The following is a 16,213-nucleotide window of genomic DNA, read 5'->3' as shown; positions in this document are numbered from 1 at the left end:
GTCTTGCTCGCCTGGAGAACGACCATGGGACATACGCGTTACGAACCAACTTTTGACAACCGTCCGGCGTGGAACGCCGGCAGAATGGTGGGTGCCAAGAAGCCGCTGAAACCCAGAGATGTATGGGCCATTCGGTTCTTCCTTGAGCATGAAGGCCGCCTGCGCGATCGCGCGATGTTCGACTTGGCGATCGACAGCAAGCTGCGCGGTTGCGACGTTGTCAAAATCGCGATCGGCGATCTCGTTAGCAATGGCAGCATCCGCAATCGGGCAACGATCATTCAGCAGAAGACCGGACGACCAGTTCAGTTTGAACTGCTGGAGCCCACACGGACCAGCTTGCTGAACTGGCTGGAGCGACGCGGTGGGAGCATTGACGATTATGCCTTTCCGAGCAGGATCGATCCCGCCGGTCACATCAGTACCCGTCAATATGCCCGATTAGTCGATGAGTGGATAACCGCCGTAGGTCTGCCTGCACATGAATATGGCACGCATTCGTTGCGTCGGACGAAGGCCGCACTGGTCTACAAGCGAACCGGCAACCTGCGCGCAGTCCAGATTCTACTCGGACACACCAAGATTGAAACGACGGTCAGATATCTGGGTGTCGATATTGAAGATGCCCTGACGCTCTCCGAGCACACTGAACTATGATATGCCCTAGGGCGCACCTCCGGTTGACGGAGGTGCGCTCCATTTGCGACATTCGATTTTGCTAAAGCGAACGCCGTTAGCGGTCGGGCTGCTTTGCGCCCGCGGCGCGGCTTTTCAGCCGATCGCTCGGAGCCGCTCCAGAACAATATTGGCCAAAGCTTCGGGCTGTTCGGGTAGCATTGCGTGGCCAGCGAGTGGCAGAGTGGCGATGCTGACTCTGTCGGGATGGGCAGCTTGCAGCGCTTCGGCGTTCGCCAGTGGCGCAATAGCGTCGCAGTCGGCCTGAATGACAAACAACGGCGTAGTGCCGCCACCTACCCAGCTTTCAGTCGGAGTAGCGTGCAGCGCAAGTTGCTGAGCTTGGGCCACCGCCGTATACCAGCCGTCGCGCCAGACCTCGGGGTCATTGCCGGGTGCAAAGAATGCGGTCCGAACCGCTGCAATATGGTCTTCTTCCGACAAGCTGTCGTCGAATACGTCGCGCAAGGCCTTGCCGGCGGCCGGTGCAATGGGCACCTGACCGCCGCAGGCCAACAAGATCAAGCTGGATACGCAATCAGGGTGGTATGTCGCTGTGGCGCGGGCAACCCGGTTGCCAAAAGCGTGGCCAATCAAAACTGCGGGCCGCCCAGCCGGTGACAGAGTCTTGACCACCTGCGCAACGTCCATGGCAAAGTCCGCCATCGTTTGTGCGGCAGGACCGGTGCTATTGCCAATGCCGCGCGGGTTCGTGGATGCGGCCCTATAGCCTGCCGCAGCGAGCTTCGCGGCAAGATCCGCGAAATCGGTCACACCCCGGCCAAGCGATGCGATCAAGACCACCAATGGCCCCGCGCCTTGTGTCATGACCTCCAGCGTTACCAGCTGGGCATCGCGCCCGTTGTCATATGTGACGAAGACCGATTCCATGCCGACATCCCCCTATTGCCGCATCGCCATCAGCAGCGCGAAGGCCCGGCCGTCACCCATCATCGTCCGGTCCATACGGTTCATTGTATAGGCAAAGGTCGCGCGGGCATCCATGTCGATGATGATCAGCGAGCCGCCGTAGCCACCCCAGAAGATGGTGTTGGGATTGGGGAGCGGCACCAGCGCGCCGGGCAGGCCGAACCCCATGCCGTAGCGAACCGGAACGCCTAGAATCTGGTCATGGCCTTCGATCTGCAATTCGAGCGCCTTGCGGCAACCGGCTTCGGACAGCAGGCGTTTACCCTTGGCGACGCCGCCATTGGCCAACAGCATATGGATTTCGGCAACCGAGCGGGCATTGCCGTGGCCGCCGGCCGCCGGAATTTCGGCGGCGCGCCAGGCGCGCGTTGCGGTTTCGCGCGGGTCGTTGACGGGATTGCCGAAAACACGCAGCTGTATCGGCGCGGTTATCGCCTGCGGCGCGCCGGAGGGTGGAATAAGCTCGCCGACACGTGCGTCATGTACCGGGCCGAAGCCAATATGAAAATCAGCATCCAGCGGCTCGGCAATCTCCTCGCGGAACACCGTTCCCACCGATTTGCCGGTGATGCGCCGGATCACTTCACCGACAAGGTAGCCCTGCGTCAGCGCGTGATAGCCGGGCGCCGTTCCCGGTTCCCACCACGGCGCCTGCGCCGCCAACAACGCGGTCGCCTTATCCCAATCATAAAGATCCTGTGTGGTAATCGGCGTTTCCCAACCTGGCAGTCCGGCCGAATGGCTCATCAGGTGGCTGACTTTGACGTCGGCCTTGCCGGCCTGTGCGAATTCGGGCCAGTAATGCGAAACCGGTTTGTCGAAATCGAGCTCACCGCGGTCGGCGAGCAGCAGCGCGGTCAGCGCAGTCATCGTCTTGGTCGTAGAATAGACGTTGACGATGGTGTCGGCCTGCCATGGCCGGGTCTGCGCCGCATCGGCCCAGCCGCCCCATAGATCGACCACGGTTTCACCGTCAATCGTGGCGGCGAAGGACGCGCCGAGATCAGCACCGCTGGCGAAGTTTACCTCCATCGCGTCGCGCACCCCGGCGAATTTATCCAGTGCGAAACCATGCACGATGCTGCCTGTCATTGGTGTCTCCCTTGCGTGCATGTTGTGGCAATGCCGCAGCCCGAACGTCAAGCGCAATTCTACATTATGGTATCGTATGAACCTATTGCGTAGAATTCGGCACTGCATTAGCGTCCCGTTCTTCAATCGCACCGAAATCAGCGAGATTTCAGGAGGCCCGAAAATGGATTCCGCCACTGCAGAGCCGATGTCATCCAGCCTCCGCAAGCTGCGCGACGCGGCATGCGAGGCCTGGCTCTATGGTTTGCCGCTGATCGAGATGGCCACGACGCGGTCGCGTCTGGCCCGGCGCGGCAGCCAGCTCAACACGCTGGCGCATGTCCGCGACTTGCTCGACCATCGCGCCCGCGACGTCACCATGCCCAACAACGATACGCTCTATTCGAGCGCGCAGCTCGACTTGAGCCAGGGTCCGGTGACGCTGGTCGTGCCGGCGTCGGGCGATCGCTATCTGTCGGTCGCGCTGATGGATGCCTACACCAACAACTTCGCAATTCTCGGGACGCGCACCACGGGACCTGACGGCGGAGCATTCCGGATTATCGGCCCGGGGGATGCGGCTGACGGTGGCAATATCGTCAGGTCGCCGACCAACGATGTCTGGGTTCTGGCGCGCATTCTGGTGGATGGCCCGCACGACCTTGCGGCGGCCCGCACTGTTCAATCGGGCCTTTCGATGCAGGGTCCGGCACACGCCATGAGCCCCGAATTCGCCGAACGATCAGCGCCCTGGCAGGACTATTTCGCCAGTGTAGATACCTTGATGGCGACAAATCGCCCCCCGGTGACCGACCTTGCGCTGTTGCGCCGGATTGCACTGTTGGGATTAGGCACCGGCAGTTTCGATGCCGGTCGTTTTTCGGCCGCCGAAGCCGAAGCTGTGGCGCTGGGTGTCGGTGATGCGCGACAGCAGCTGCGCGAATTCGCGCGCAATGGCGGCGGTGTCGTCGGAGGCTGGTCCTATCCGGCGACCGAGCTAGGCAATTTCGGTCAAAGCTACGCATTTCGAGCGGTTGTCGCGTTGGTCGGGCTCGCCGCGCTGACTCCGGAGGAGGCAATGTACATGACCCCCGTATGTGCGACCGGCGTGCTGTTCGACGGCACGCAGGACTGGTGCCTGCACTTTGCCGCCGGCGAGATGGTGCCGGTCGATGCCTTCTGGTCGCTTAGCATGTACGAGGTGACGCCCGACGGGCAGTTCTTCTTTACCGAAAACCCGCTCAATCGCTTCTCGATCGGCGACCGCACGCCCGGTCTGGCGTATAATGCCGACGGCTCGCTCGATATCTGGATCGGGCACAACCACCCTGGGACGGCACGCGAGTCGAACTGGCTGCCGGCGCCAGCGGGTAAATTCCGGCTGAACATGCGTGCATATCTGCCGCGCACCGCGCTGTTGCAAGGTGACTACCGCCTGCCTCAAATCACGCTTGCGGCGTAAAGCCCGCCTCGGTGGCGCGCATGACCTCGTCGGTCGGCACAGCATAACTTTTGCCGCGGACGATACCCGATGCGAAGAGTGCGACCGCACTGATCAGGCTGAGCACGGCGACACTGGCCAGCATCAGTTGATAGTCGCCGGTGCGGTCAAAACTATAGCCGCCCAGCACGGCGCCGAGCGCCAGCGCGATGCCGCAGGCCATGCCCAACACCGACAAGATGACGCTATAGGCCTTGAGGCCGAAATAGCGGACGATGAAGAAGCCAAGCACATCACCGTCAGCGCCTTGTGACAAGGCAATCAGCGATGCGCCGGCAGCAATGGTCCAGAACGGCGGCGCATCAACCATCAGCATCAATGCACCCGCCACCGGCAAGACCAGCGCGGCGCTCGCAACTGCCGGTGGCCACAGCCAGTCAAGCAGCACGCCGCAGCCGATGCGCCCGACAACGACGATGCCGGCATACCAGGCGCCGAGCACGGCAGCCTTTGCACCGGGCACGCCGAGATCGGAAAGCTGCGGCTGTAGCTGTGCGGCAAAGCCCCCCACCGCGACGCTGATGCTGACCATCGAGAGCCCCAGCAGCCAGAACCGCACATCGGTTGCCGCCTCGCGCAGGCTATGTCCTGCTGCTTGTGGTAGCAACACGGTTGCCGCATCAGACGTCGCCGGCGCGTGTGCAGGGCGGTAGCCAAGGATGAAAAATGACGCGAGACCAAGCGCGAGCGAAATCGGGGCCATTACTGCATAGCCGACACGCCAGCCGTAGGCTGCAATGACATGTTGCAGCACTGGCAGCACCGCGATGCCGACAATGACGTTGCCGCTGACTGAGATCGCCAACGCCAGGCCACGCGACTTGTCGAAAACGCTGACCAGCGATCTTGTGAACACCAATGTCGTCGTCAACGGCCCCGCGCTCACACCGATGAATGCCACGATCGCGATATAGACCCAGAACGGTCCCGGCATCAGCGCCAGCAGCAGATAGGCGATCGCGAACAGGATGCCGCCGGCCAGGATGAACGGTCGCGGACCGCGCTGGTCGACCGCCTTGCCCAGCCACGGGTAGACGACCAACCCGACCAGCAGCGCTGCTGCGCCCAGTGAAATCTGGCCGCGAGACCAGCCGAACGCCTCGGCAAGCGGCTTGATGAAGAAGCCGTTGGCATTGGTGTAGAGCCCGACTCCGGCGGCAAAACCCAGCGTCGACCCGAGCAAAGTCGGCCATCCGCGGCGCCACTCGTCTTTCGCCATGGCCATGACTTCGCTCCCCTGTAGCTATTGCTCCGACCGCTTTGGCCGGTGCATTTTGTGACGTATAAGGGAATTATGATACTCATTTGCAGACATGCTTGGCAACCCGTGCCATTGCTGCTTGAAGTTGCCGCGCAGAATGGAATTATCGTGCGCCTGTGTTGGGCAGCAGCTATGGGAGGGCTCCACACGGTCCTTCCGGCGCCAAGCCGTATCGTGCAGAATCACCACGGAGCCTGATGGCCAAAACCCCTGCCAAGCCGGCGAAAGCCAATAGCAAGACGTCGCCATCGCGGCGCGACTCGCTGCTCGACGAGGCGGCGCGGCAGTTCAACGCCAGCGGTGTGTCGCAGACGTCGCTTGCCGAAATCGCCGACACGCTCGAAGTGTCGCGGGCGGCGCTATACTATTACATCGATGACCGCGAGGACCTCGTCTTTCAGGTCTATCGCCGGTCCTGCGAGCGGCTCGCCCGTCACCTTGGCGAAGCTGCTGTGATGCCTGGCTCGGCGCTGGAGGTTGTGCAGCATTTTGTCGCGCGGTCACTGAATCCGGACGAACCCGAACTCGCCGCGTTGACGGAACTCGGCGTGCTGCGCCCGACCGACCGTGAAACGGTAATGGCAGTGTACGAAGGGATCGTGGCAAGGCTGGCCGCCATTCTCGAGGCCGGCGCAAAGGCCGGCGCGATACGCCACGGTAACTTCCCGATCCTGGCCCGCACGGTTGTCAGCCTTATCCATTGGATACCGCTGACAATGTCCTGGGCGCCGACACTGTTCGGCGCGAATTCGGTCGATCGGCAGGAGATCATCACCGGCATCAATGACCTACTGGCAAGCGGCTGGGCTTCCGACCGCGGCCGACCGGTAAATGCACTGGCGATCGACCTTGATCCGCTGCTCGTCCAGAATATCGCGGCCTTTGATCGCAAACGGCTTGCCGAAGGCAAGCGTGAAGCGATTCTGGTAGCCGCGTCGCGACTGTTCAACCGCAAAGGCGTCGATATTACGTCGCTCGATGAAATTGCGGCCGAGCTCGGCGCCACCAAGCGTACATTGTATCACCATGTTGGCGATAAAGACGCTATTGTTACAGCGTGTTACGAACGCGTTTACCGCATTGGGCAGTTTATCGAAAACAATGCCTTTGACCGTCCGCAGCCCGGATTCAGCGAAATGGATCTCGTCGTCGGCGTTTTGCGCGCCAATGCCATTGCGTTGCTGCGGCCTGATATCGAGCCACTGCGGCCGACACTCGGCTTTGGCGCGCTTTCGGCCGAAAACAGGGCGCTGCTGGCGGCAGTAGGACGCAATCTGACGACAGATTGGCAGAGCCGGTACAGCAAGTTGCAATCGCAAGGCGAAGTGCGCGCGATTAATCTCCGGTTGCTGTTGACGGTAATACCGGGTGGGCCGTCATGGCTCTCGAAGGGACTGCTCGATGTCAGTGCAGAACGGCGCGCCGAGATTGCGACCGAGGTTGTCGATGTCCTGCGATTGGGTTTGAAGCCCATCTGACACTTCAGGCTTGGCTCAGCGCCGCCCCAAGATTCCGATCACTGCGGCACGGCGTGTCGAACCTGTATATTTCATTGCAGGGCGCAGTGATACTCAATTGTAAAAACAATTTGACGTCCCCCGCGAATCGGTGCGAATAGATACTCATATGTAAAACATAGGACGTCGAGCGGCATCAGACCGTCAACCGTCCGCACCGCGGGGAGACAGGGTCATGGTCACGGACAATCAGGCAAACGCCACGCGTCGCCTGCACCGCCATTGGCTGGCAGGCACGGTCAGCTTGCTGGCGATCGGGGCACCGGTTGCCGCGCATGCGGCCGAAGTGGCGGCACCCGACGCGGCTGCTACCGAAAAAACGGCGTCCGCCGACGCGACCAACTATGACGAAATCGTCGTCACTGCGCGCCACCGTTCCGAGAATCTGCAGACCACGCCGGTCGCCATTTCGGTGCTCAGCGGCGATCTGCTGCGCAAGACCAACACCAACACCATCGAGCAGGCGCTGACGTTCGTGCCCTCGGCGCAGTTCACGACCTTCAATCCGCGCAACTCGAGCATCAACATCCGCGGCCTGGGCAACAACATCGGGCTGGCCAGCGACGGCCTAGACCCCGGCGTCGGCTTTTACGTCGACCAGGTCTATTTCAACCGGCCCGGCACCGCGACCTTCGACCTGATCGATATCGAGCGTATCGAAGTCCTGCGCGGTCCGCAGGGCACGCTGTACGGCAAGAACACCACCGCCGGCGCAGTGGTCGTGACCAGCGCCAAGCCGACGTTCGACCTGCACGCCGGCGGCGAGGTCAGCATCGGCAACTATGGCTATTTCCAGGGGAAGGCCAGCGTCTCCGGGCCGCTGGTCGCCGACAAGCTGGCGTTGCGCCTGTCGGGGGCGGTCACGGTACGCAACGGCACGCTGGTCAATCTGTATAACGACCAAAAGCAGAACGATCTCAACAATCTGGCGCTGCGCGGCCAGTTGCTGTTCACGCCGACCAGCGACATCTCCGTCCGGGTGATCGGCGACTACAGCAAGCAGGATGTGGCCTGCTGCAACCAGGTGCTGTCGAACATCGTCACCCCGTCGAACGGCAAGAACTTCGTCGCGCTATCGAAGCCCTTTGGCTACACGCCGGTCGTCGATCCGTTCGCGCGGCAGGCGAACACCAATTCGCCACTTTCGGCCTTTGGCGAGACCGGCGGTGTTTCGATGGCAGTCGACTGGACATTGTCGGGCATGACGCTGACCTCGGTCACGGCGTGGCGGTTCTGGAACTGGGCGCCGCAGAACGATCTCGATTTCACGCCGATGAGCGCCTTTACGTCGGCCAACAACGCTGACCAGCAGAATCAGTTCAGCCAGGAATTGCGCATCGCCTCGAACGGCACCAACACAATCGACTATGTCGGCGGGTTGTTCTTCTTCGACGAGAAGATCGATCAGGATCTGGTAATCGGCTACGGCAACGCCGCAATGTCGCTGTTCGTCAGCCCGTTCCTGCCCGCGCTGGTGCTTAACGGGGTGACGCAAACCACCGCCAACCACTATCACACACAGAGCCTCGCAGGTTTCGGCCAGGCGACATGGCACATCAACGACAAGCTCAACCTGACCGGTGGGCTGCGCTACACCTATGACTGGAAGGATGGCATCTATAGCGCGACCGTCGCCGGCGGTGTGCCGCTCACCGGCTTCCCACCGTTGTTTTCGGCCATCCGCAACGGCTTCGCGAGCCCGGGAAACTTCAACGTCAGTGTGAATGAGGGGGCGCTGTCGGGCATGGCGAACCTTTCCTATCAGGCGGCCGACAATCTCATGGTCTATGGCACCTACTCGCGCGGCAGCCGTTCGGGCGGGCTCAATCTTATCCAGTTGCCGCCGGGCGTATCGCCAGTGGTCGCCACCGAAACGTTGAACAATTTCGAAATCGGCCTGAAGAGTCAGTGGTTCGACCGGCGCCTGACGTTCAATGCCGCGCTCTTCTATATTGAGGACAACGACTATCAGGCGCAGACCTACGACGTTGACCACGCCGTCCTTTATCTGGCGAACGTGCCCAAGGTCACCTCGCAGGGCGTCGAAATCGATATACAGGCGCGGCCGTTCGACAATCTGAGCCTTTACGGCTCGCTGACCTACGATAACGCCAAGTATGACAGCTTCCCCACCGGCCCTTGCGGTCTGGAGAATGCCACCAAGCCGTCATGCGACCTCAGCAACACCCAGCTGCCCGGCGTTCCCGAATGGGCTGCGGCAGCGGGCGGCGAATTCGACCAGCCACTGAACCTCGGCTCGATGCCGGCGACAGCCTATGTTGGCGTCGACTGGAGCTATCGGTCATCGATCAACACGACGGCTGCCAACTCGATCTACACGATTTCAGGACCGCTCAATCTGGTCAACGCGCGCATTGGCATCCGCGCCGAAAGCGGCATCTGGGACGCCTATGTCTGGGCGAAGAACCTGTTCGACGAGGAATACTTCACCACCGTCTCGCCGGGGGTTGGCGCCACCGGCGCACTGACGGCGTCACTCGGCGATCCGCAGATGTATGGTTTGACCGTGCGCTTCCGCTACTAGGCCGGGGCGGAGCGCGGTGTCGACTTTGTCGTGATGCATTTCGAAGACGTCGCGATCCCGTCAAACCATGTGCCGGGGCCGATACCCGCAACAATCGCATACCCGCCGGGTTATGACACGAACCGGGCGGAGCCGTATCCGCTGCTGATCCAGCTTCATGGCGGCGGGCAGTCGAATGTCTGGCTGCGTGACGTTGCGCCCTATCTCGAAACGGCGATGGCGCGCGGGCAGATTCCACCGATGGTATCGGTCATGCCGTCGGCGGGGCGCTCGTTCTACATGAACTTCCGCGACGGCTCGGCTAACTGGGAGGACTTCCTCCTCAATGAGCTGCTGCCGTGGATGCATTCCAATACGCATATCGCGACAGACCGAACCGGAACGTTCGTCTCAGGTATTTCGATGGGCGGGATGGGCGCGCTGCGATTGGCGTTCAAGCATCCCGACCGCTTCGCCGCTGTGGCCGTGCTCGAGGCGGCGATCGAGCCGGCGCTGGCATTTCACGACATCAAGCAGCGTGACCGCTATTGGCGGTCCGACGCGCTGTTCGAAGAAATCTACGGCAAGCCTGTCGATACCGATTGGTGGGCCGCGAACAACCCAGCGACCATCGCTGCCACCGAACCCGGGCGCTTGACCGGCCTCGAAATCTATTTTGAAGCCGGCGACCACGACCTGTTCTTCCTGCACCATGGCGCCGAGTTTCTGCACCGAATCCTGTACGATGCCGGCGTCGCGCATGAATACCGCCTAGTACGCGGCGCCGATCATCTTGGCCCGTCGCTCGAACCCCGCTTCATCGATGCGTTCGGATTTCTCGGCCGCGTTGCCAGTCCGCCGGACTGGGCCAACGCCGAAGTCGCCATGGTGCGCCAGATGATGGACAGCGTGAAGCTACAGGCGGGCTATCCGGCAAATCCCGTCGATCCGGCCCGACCACGACAGAGGTGATTGATGCAAGCTGCAACAAACTGGCCGGACTGGGCCGACGAAATGTCCGGGCGCCTCGCAGCCCGGGCCCGCGATGCCGAGGCGCACCGATCGGTGCCGCAGGCGTCGATTGATGAAGCCGCAGCGGCAGGATTCTTCGCCATGGCCGTCCCGGTCAGCGGCGGCGGTGGCGGTGCTTCGCTCGGTCAGTTGTTCGACGTCACCCGGCGGCTTGCCCATGGCTGTGCATCAAGCGCCTGGACCTTGTCGTTTCTGGCGATGCACGCTTGGCTGTTGTGCAAGTTCGAGCCGGCATTGCAGGCCGAACTCTTTGCCGAGGGCAAGGTGCCGATGGTGCCGGCACCGCTCGCCCCGACGGGTCAGGCCAGAAAGGTCGATGGCGGCTACCGGATTGGCGGGCGCTGGGAATGGGCGACCGGCGTCAACCATGCCGACTGGGTGATGGTCAACTGCATCGAACCCGGCGCCATGGGTCCGCGCTTTTGCGTGCTGCCCATTGCCGATGTCACCGTAGATGATATCTGGCACACTGCGGGCATGGCCGCGACGGGCAGCAACACCATTGTCGCCAGCGATGTTTTCGTTCCCGATCATCGCACCATGGCCGCGGTGTATCTGAAGTTCGGCGTGGCGCCGGGCGACGCACTGCACCCGAATTCCAACGTCGGCTTTCCCATGTCGGCAGCGCTCGCACTGGTTGCGGCAAGTCCGGCACTCGGCGCGGCCGAGGGGGCGCTCGACAGTTTCACGGCGCGCATGAAATCCAAGATTCAGGCCTACACCGGTGGCGCCAAGCAAAGTGATGCACAGGCGACGCACCTGCGGCTTGGCGAGGCGCTCGCCACGGTGCGCGCGGCGCGGCTGGTCTGGGCCGATGCCATCGCGCTGCTCGAACGCGAAGGCCACAAGGGCAATTCAATCGGTGTGGAAACACTGGCGGCGATCCGCCTTGCCAGCGCTGATGTCGTACGCATGGCCAATCTTGCCATTAACACCATGGCAGCCGCTGCCGGCGCCAGTTCGGGCTTTCTGGATTCGCCGCTGCAACGCCACCTGCGCGATGTCCAGATGATGCGCGGCCATGTCGTATTTGACTGGGACCGCGCCGCCCAGATCGGCGGCAAGATTACGCTGGGGCTGGACCCCACGCCGGCAGACTTGCTGTGACTGCCGCGCGCCGGCTCTAGCCAAGGGAAAACACGCATGAACACCGCGCAAGCCGATGTCCGGAATGGCACGCCGGCAATATTCAACATGCTCGATCTCGAGCAGTTTGTCGGTGGTCACCCGCATGCAGCCTATGATTTGCTGCGCAGCACCGACCCCGTCCACTTGCATCCCGGCGGCCCCAGCCAGCTGCCATTCCATGTCCTGACCAGCCACGCAGATGTGCAGGCCGTGAGCCGGGACACCCGCCGGTTTTCGTCCGCCAATGGCTTCAATCTCGCAGCCTCAGGTGAAAATACGGCGGCATCGGCGGTGCTGCGGGCGCTCGGTCGCAACATCCTGACCTACGACCCACCCGAGCACGGCGATTTCAAGCGCATCCTGATGCCCATGTTCATGCCGGCGCGACTGCGCATATTGGAGGACCGCATCCGGACATTTGTCGCCGAGCTGCTCGAAAGCCTCGACGGACGAACCGAAGTCGAATTCGTCAGCGAAGTCGCCAGTGCGGTACCAATCCGCGCATTGTGCGAACTGCTCGGCGTGCCGGCCGAGGACGAACCCAAGATTCTCGCCTGGACCAACCGCATGGTCGGCGCGGAAGACCCCGACATGTCGGCCAATATCATCGAGGCGCAACAGGCCTTCCTCGAGGTCTTCGCCTACGGCAAGTGGCTCGTCGAAAAGCGTCGCGCAGAACCCCGCGACGATCTGATGAGCCTGATCGCGCATGGTACCCTGGCAGGCGAGCCGCTGAGCGACGCAACTCGCGATGGCATGTGCGCCACGCTGTTCGCCGCCGGCAACGAAACAACCCGCAACGCCTTGACCGGGTCGGTCATGTTGCTGACCGATCATCCCGGCCAACGCGCGCAACTGGTAGCCAATGCCGAGTTGATCCCCGATGCGGTCGAGGAAATTCTGCGGCACACGTCTCCGGTCATCCATATGGTCCGCACTGCCGTCGAAGATGTGCAGCTGCGCGACAAGACAATTGCCGCAGGCGAGCGTGTCGCGCTGCTGTACGGTGCAGCCAACCATGACCCGGCGGTATTCGAAAACCCGCATGCACTTGATATCGGACGCAGCAATGCCCGGCAGCATCTCGCCTTTGGCACCGGCATCCACCATTGCATCGGCGCCCGGCTGGCACAAATCGAACTCCGCGCCCTGCTCACCGAACTGCTGCGACGCTATCCGGACATTAGCGCCACCGGTGACCCCGCGTATCTACGCAGCAACTTCGTTTGCGGCGTGAAGCGGTTGCCAGTTCGGCTCTTCAGCTGAGCCGCGAGCACTCATATCGGCGACACGCCCTGCCTGGAACCTCAACGAAGATGGGGTTGCAAACGATGCGGGCTGCCTTCGGGCGCTAATTCTCAAGACTAACGTCCGCTTTTGACAATTGCGGGGCCGATTGCTGCCTGTCAGCTTCCGGCCCCAAAGACGACGCGGACGTCGCCGTCGTCACACCCTATGCCGATCAATCAGGCAACGCAGCAGGACATGCTGGGGATCTGAAAATGGGGTAATAAGCTTGCCGCAGCCGGTCGCTCGCCGAATGGCACGGCAACCCCATGAAGCTGAGAACTGAAGTCCGCTGTTTGGTGATCCCTACGGGAATCGAACCCGTGCTTCAGCCGTGAAAGGGCCGCGTCCTAACCGCTAGACGAAGGGACCGTAAGCGGGAGCCGGTGCATTAGTCGGCAAAGGCGAGGTCGTCAAGGTGTAGCTCGGCGGTCGCCGTTTTGCCCCAGTCATCGCGCTTGACGCGGCCCGCCAGATACAGCGGCCGCTTGCCGGCGCTGACCATCGCGACGCCCAGCGGCGTGTCGGCAGCGCGGAACGCCATCGCCTTGAGTCGCGCGCCGTCGGCCCCCGAAAGAATCGCCCGCACGTGATTTTCACCGACAATGTCGCACTTGACCATCACCCACGGCCCGCTGGCGACGCGTGGCGCCGCCCAGCCCTGCCCGTACGGTCCGGCGGCATCTAGCGCCTCGGTCAGCGCCAGATTGACGCCGCGCGGTGCCAGCGCGGCATCGACCGACAGCGTCCGTGTCGTGCCGACCCGCGCGACCTCGCTGCCGAGCCGCGCATCGAGGAATTCGGTCAGTGCGGCGATCTTCGCGGTCTCGACGGTCAGCCCCGCCGCCATCGCATGGCCGCCGCCGGCGATCAGCAAGCCGCTGTCCTTTGCTGCGAGCACCGCGCCGCCCAGATCGACGCCGGGCACCGAGCGCCCCGAGCCCTTGGCGGTGCCGTCGTCCTGCAGCGCAATGACGATCGCCGGGCGCTGCATGCGGTCCTTGACGCGGCTGGCGACGATACCGATGACGCCGGGGTGCCAGCCGGCACCGGCGACCACCGCCACGGCCCCCAAAGCCTGCGCCGCCGCCATTTCGAGCGCCTGCTCGGTGACATCAGCCTCGATCATCCGGCGTTCCTGGTTGAGCCGGTCGAGCTCGGCGGCCAGTCCCGCCGCTTCATCAGGGTCATCGCAGCTGAGCAGCCGCACGCCGAGGTCGGACTTGCCGACGCGGCCGCCGGCGTTGATGCGCGGCCCCAGTGCAAAGCCCAGATCATGCGGCGTCGGTGCGCGCTCGATCTTCGCGACATCGATCAGCGCATTCATGCCGATGTTGCGCCGCGCCGCCATGACCTTGAGGCCCTGAGTCACGAACGCGCGATTGAGCCCGGTCAGCGGCACGACATCGGCCACCGTGCCGAGCGCGACAATGTCGAGAAGGTCGAGAATCCGCGGTTCCTTGCGGCCTTCAAACCACCCACGCCCGCGCAACGTCCGCAACACCGCGACGCCGAGCACAAACGCCACGCCGACCGCCGCGAGATGCCCGTAAGCCGCACCCGCATCTTCATCGAGCCGGTTGGGATTGACCACCGCCACCGCCACCGGCAGCGCCGTCGACGCCTGGTGGTGATCGACAACAATCACGTCGACGCCCGCCGCCTTCGCCGCCGCACACGCCTCGAACCCCTGGATGCCGCAATCGACGGTCACCACCAGCGCCGCGCCGGCCTTGCCGAGCTCGACCATTGCATCCGCTGACGGGCCATAGCCCTCGAGCAACCGGTCGGGGATGTAATAGCCGACCGTGGCGCCGCAACCGCGCAGCAACCGCACCAGCAACGCCGCGCTCGTCGCGCCGTCGACATCATAGTCGCCGTAGATGACGATGTTTTCGCCCGCCGCGACAGCATCGGCAATGCGTGCCGCCGCCGAGTCCATGTCGCGGAAGATCGACGGGTCGGGCAGCCAGTCGCGCAGCGTCGGCGCGCGCAGCCGGTCGAAGTCCTGCGGGTTGGCACCGCGCGCGCGGAACAGTTGCGCGATCAGGTCATCGTCACCCGAAGCCCCAACGTCGGGCGCAATGCCGCCGCGCCAGACCCATTCATGGCCGAGGATCGATTGGATGACGTTGAAGACGGCCAAGTATAGAGCCTCCGGCGGGCAGGGCCTCGGGCCCTGCACCCAATTGAAGAAGCAACAAATGGGTGCAGGGGCAAGCCCCTGCCCGCCGGAGGCTCTTAAAACTTAAGCCCGGTTACCCAAACGATGTTCGCCGCTGACCCAGCGCACGGTGCCCGACGAGGCGCGCATCACGACGGTCTGCGTCGTGGTGACGCCGTCGCGGCGGTGCTTGACGCCCTTGAGCAGCGAGCCGTCGGTGACGCCGGTCGCGGCGAAAATGACGTCACCCTTGGCAAGGTCTTCGAGGCCATAGATCCGGTCGAGGTCTTCGATGCCCCAGCGGCGTGCGCGACCGCGCTCGTCGTCGTTGCGGAACATCAACCGGCCCTGGAACTGGCCGCCGACACAGCGCAGTGCCGCAGCCGCGAGCACGCCTTCGGGGGCGCCGCCGCTGCCGAGGTAGATGTCGATTGAGGTATCGGGGTTGGTCGTCGCGATGACGCCGGCGACGTCACCGTCGGGGATGAGCACGATGCCGCAACCGATGGCGCGCAGTTCCTTGATCAGCGCTTCGTGGCGCGGGCGGTCGAGCACGCAGGCGATGATGTCGCGCGGCGCAACGCCCTTGGCCTTGGCCACTGCGTTGATGTTTTCGGTGACCGACTTCGCCAGATTGATGACGCCGGCGGGGTAGCCCGGGCCGACGGCAATCTTGTCCATGTAGACGTCGGGGGCGTTGAGCAGCCCGCCTTCTTCGGCGACCGCAAGCACAGCGAGCGCGTTCGGCCCGGCCTTGGCGGTCAGCGTCGTGCCTTCCAACGGGTCGAGCGCGATGTCGATCTTCGGGCCGGTGCCCTGCGCGCGGCCGACTTTTTCGCCGATGAACAGCATCGGCGCTTCGTCGCGTTCGCCTTCGCCGATGACGATAGTGCCATCGAACGGCAGCTGGTTGAGCGCGTCGCGCATCGCGGTGACCGCGGCCTGGTCGGCGGCGTGTTCGTCGCCGCGGCCGATCTGCGTCGCGGCGGCGATTGCCGCATATTCGGTGACGCGCACCATTTCGAGGACGAGAACGCGGTCGAGCGTCTGGCTGCGCGGCAAGGTCGAGTTCATGGCTGCTCCCTGGGATTGCTGCTGCGGCATGTCACCGCAGATGAATTTG

Annotated in this window: 12 protein-coding genes and 1 tRNA gene; 7 read left to right on the top strand and 6 right to left on the bottom strand. The window is 63.2% G+C overall.

What is annotated here, in order from left to right:
* Positions 1 to 24 precede the first annotated feature (24 nt).
* Positions 25 to 657 carry a tyrosine-type recombinase/integrase gene (locus EUV02_RS02130; protein ID WP_135244568.1) on the top strand — a complete coding sequence of 211 codons (633 nt, stop codon included), beginning with the start codon at positions 25 to 27 and terminating at the stop codon, positions 655 to 657.
* A gap of 114 nt (positions 658 to 771) precedes the next feature.
* Here the strand turns inward: EUV02_RS02130 and EUV02_RS02125 are convergent, their stop codons facing one another.
* Entirely contained in the window at positions 772 to 1,566 is a 795-nt protein-coding gene (locus tag EUV02_RS02125) for an alpha/beta fold hydrolase (protein WP_135244567.1), read from the bottom strand.
* A gap of 12 nt (positions 1,567 to 1,578) precedes the next feature.
* Positions 1,579 to 2,697, bottom strand: a complete 1,119-nt coding sequence (locus tag EUV02_RS02120; protein ID WP_135244566.1) for a serine hydrolase domain-containing protein — start codon at positions 2,695 to 2,697, stop codon at positions 1,579 to 1,581.
* A 187-nt stretch (positions 2,698 to 2,884) separates the two neighbouring features.
* Here EUV02_RS02120 and EUV02_RS02115 point away from each other — a divergent pair, with 187 nt between their 5' ends.
* Positions 2,885 to 4,138, top strand: coding sequence for a DUF1254 domain-containing protein (locus tag EUV02_RS02115; RefSeq protein ID WP_207790089.1), 1,254 nt, complete (start codon positions 2,885 to 2,887; stop codon positions 4,136 to 4,138).
* Here EUV02_RS02115 and EUV02_RS02110 read toward each other — a convergent pair.
* Positions 4,122 to 5,402 (bottom strand): MFS transporter, encoded by a 1,281-nt coding sequence (locus EUV02_RS02110; protein WP_135244564.1) that lies wholly within the window; start codon positions 5,400 to 5,402, stop codon positions 4,122 to 4,124. The two genes, EUV02_RS02115 and EUV02_RS02110, sit on opposite strands and share 17 nt — an antisense overlap.
* A gap of 152 nt (positions 5,403 to 5,554) precedes the next feature.
* Here EUV02_RS02110 and EUV02_RS02105 point away from each other — a divergent pair, with 152 nt between their 5' ends.
* The 5 genes from EUV02_RS02105 (at position 5,555) to EUV02_RS02085 (ending at position 12,905) form a co-directional block, all read left to right on the top strand.
* Entirely contained in the window at positions 5,555 to 6,916 is a 1,362-nt protein-coding gene (locus tag EUV02_RS02105) for a TetR/AcrR family transcriptional regulator (protein ID WP_135244563.1), read from the top strand.
* A gap of 214 nt (positions 6,917 to 7,130) precedes the next feature.
* The gene (locus EUV02_RS02100; protein WP_135244562.1) at positions 7,131 to 9,500 is read left to right on the top strand and encodes a TonB-dependent receptor; all 2,370 of its coding nucleotides are present in this window, start codon (positions 7,131 to 7,133) and stop codon (positions 9,498 to 9,500) included.
* Positions 9,501 to 9,533: 33 nt separating this feature from the next.
* A complete protein-coding gene (locus tag EUV02_RS02095) occupies positions 9,534 to 10,451 on the top strand; it encodes an alpha/beta hydrolase (protein WP_135244561.1) in 918 nt (305 codons plus the stop codon).
* A gap of 42 nt (positions 10,452 to 10,493) precedes the next feature.
* Positions 10,494 to 11,618: an acyl-CoA dehydrogenase family protein gene (locus EUV02_RS02090; protein WP_166430460.1), complete on the top strand. Its 1,125-nt coding sequence runs from the start codon at positions 10,494 to 10,496 to the stop codon at positions 11,616 to 11,618.
* Between the two features lie 36 nt (positions 11,619 to 11,654).
* Positions 11,655 to 12,905: a cytochrome P450 gene (locus tag EUV02_RS02085; RefSeq protein WP_135244559.1), complete on the top strand. Its 1,251-nt coding sequence runs from the start codon at positions 11,655 to 11,657 to the stop codon at positions 12,903 to 12,905.
* A 318-nt stretch (positions 12,906 to 13,223) separates the two neighbouring features.
* Here EUV02_RS02085 and EUV02_RS02080 read toward each other — a convergent pair.
* From EUV02_RS02080 to glpX, 3 genes are all read right to left on the bottom strand, one after another.
* Positions 13,224 to 13,298: transfer RNA gene (locus EUV02_RS02080), tRNA-Glu, on the bottom strand.
* 19 nt (positions 13,299 to 13,317) lie between these two features.
* Positions 13,318 to 15,072 carry a single-stranded-DNA-specific exonuclease RecJ gene (gene recJ / locus EUV02_RS02075; protein ID WP_135244558.1) on the bottom strand — a complete coding sequence of 585 codons (1,755 nt, stop codon included), beginning with the start codon at positions 15,070 to 15,072 and terminating at the stop codon, positions 13,318 to 13,320.
* Positions 15,073 to 15,174: 102 nt separating this feature from the next.
* Positions 15,175 to 16,164 carry a class II fructose-bisphosphatase gene (gene glpX / locus EUV02_RS02070; RefSeq protein ID WP_135244557.1) on the bottom strand — a complete coding sequence of 330 codons (990 nt, stop codon included), beginning with the start codon at positions 16,162 to 16,164 and terminating at the stop codon, positions 15,175 to 15,177.
* Between the last annotated feature and the right edge of the window lie 49 nt (positions 16,165 to 16,213).

This window comes from Glacieibacterium arshaanense, assembly GCF_004681125.1.
Taxonomy (GTDB): domain Bacteria; phylum Pseudomonadota; class Alphaproteobacteria; order Sphingomonadales; family Sphingomonadaceae; genus Polymorphobacter_A; species Polymorphobacter_A arshaanense.
The sequence above is the reverse complement of the archived record's forward strand: the minus strand, read 5'-3'. Positions and strand labels throughout refer to the sequence as shown.

Excerpts from the sequence above, each read along its gene's own strand:
- EUV02_RS02130 (WP_135244568.1), top strand. The coding sequence starts at position 25 with ATGGGACATACGCGTTACGAACCAACTTTTGACAACCGTCCGGCGTGG.
- EUV02_RS02125 (WP_135244567.1), bottom strand. The coding sequence starts at position 1,566 with ATGGAATCGGTCTTCGTCACATATGACAACGGGCGCGATGCCCAGCTG.
- EUV02_RS02120 (WP_135244566.1), bottom strand. The coding sequence starts at position 2,697 with ATGACAGGCAGCATCGTGCATGGTTTCGCACTGGATAAATTCGCCGGG.
- EUV02_RS02115 (WP_207790089.1), top strand. The coding sequence starts at position 2,885 with ATGTCATCCAGCCTCCGCAAGCTGCGCGACGCGGCATGCGAGGCCTGG.
- EUV02_RS02110 (WP_135244564.1), bottom strand. The coding sequence starts at position 5,402 with ATGGCCATGGCGAAAGACGAGTGGCGCCGCGGATGGCCGACTTTGCTC.
- EUV02_RS02100 (WP_135244562.1), top strand. The coding sequence starts at position 7,131 with ATGGTCACGGACAATCAGGCAAACGCCACGCGTCGCCTGCACCGCCAT.
- EUV02_RS02095 (WP_135244561.1), top strand. The coding sequence starts at position 9,534 with ATGCATTTCGAAGACGTCGCGATCCCGTCAAACCATGTGCCGGGGCCG.
- EUV02_RS02090 (WP_166430460.1), top strand. The coding sequence starts at position 10,494 with ATGTCCGGGCGCCTCGCAGCCCGGGCCCGCGATGCCGAGGCGCACCGA.
- EUV02_RS02085 (WP_135244559.1), top strand. The coding sequence starts at position 11,655 with ATGAACACCGCGCAAGCCGATGTCCGGAATGGCACGCCGGCAATATTC.
- glpX (WP_135244557.1), bottom strand. The coding sequence starts at position 16,164 with ATGAACTCGACCTTGCCGCGCAGCCAGACGCTCGACCGCGTTCTCGTC.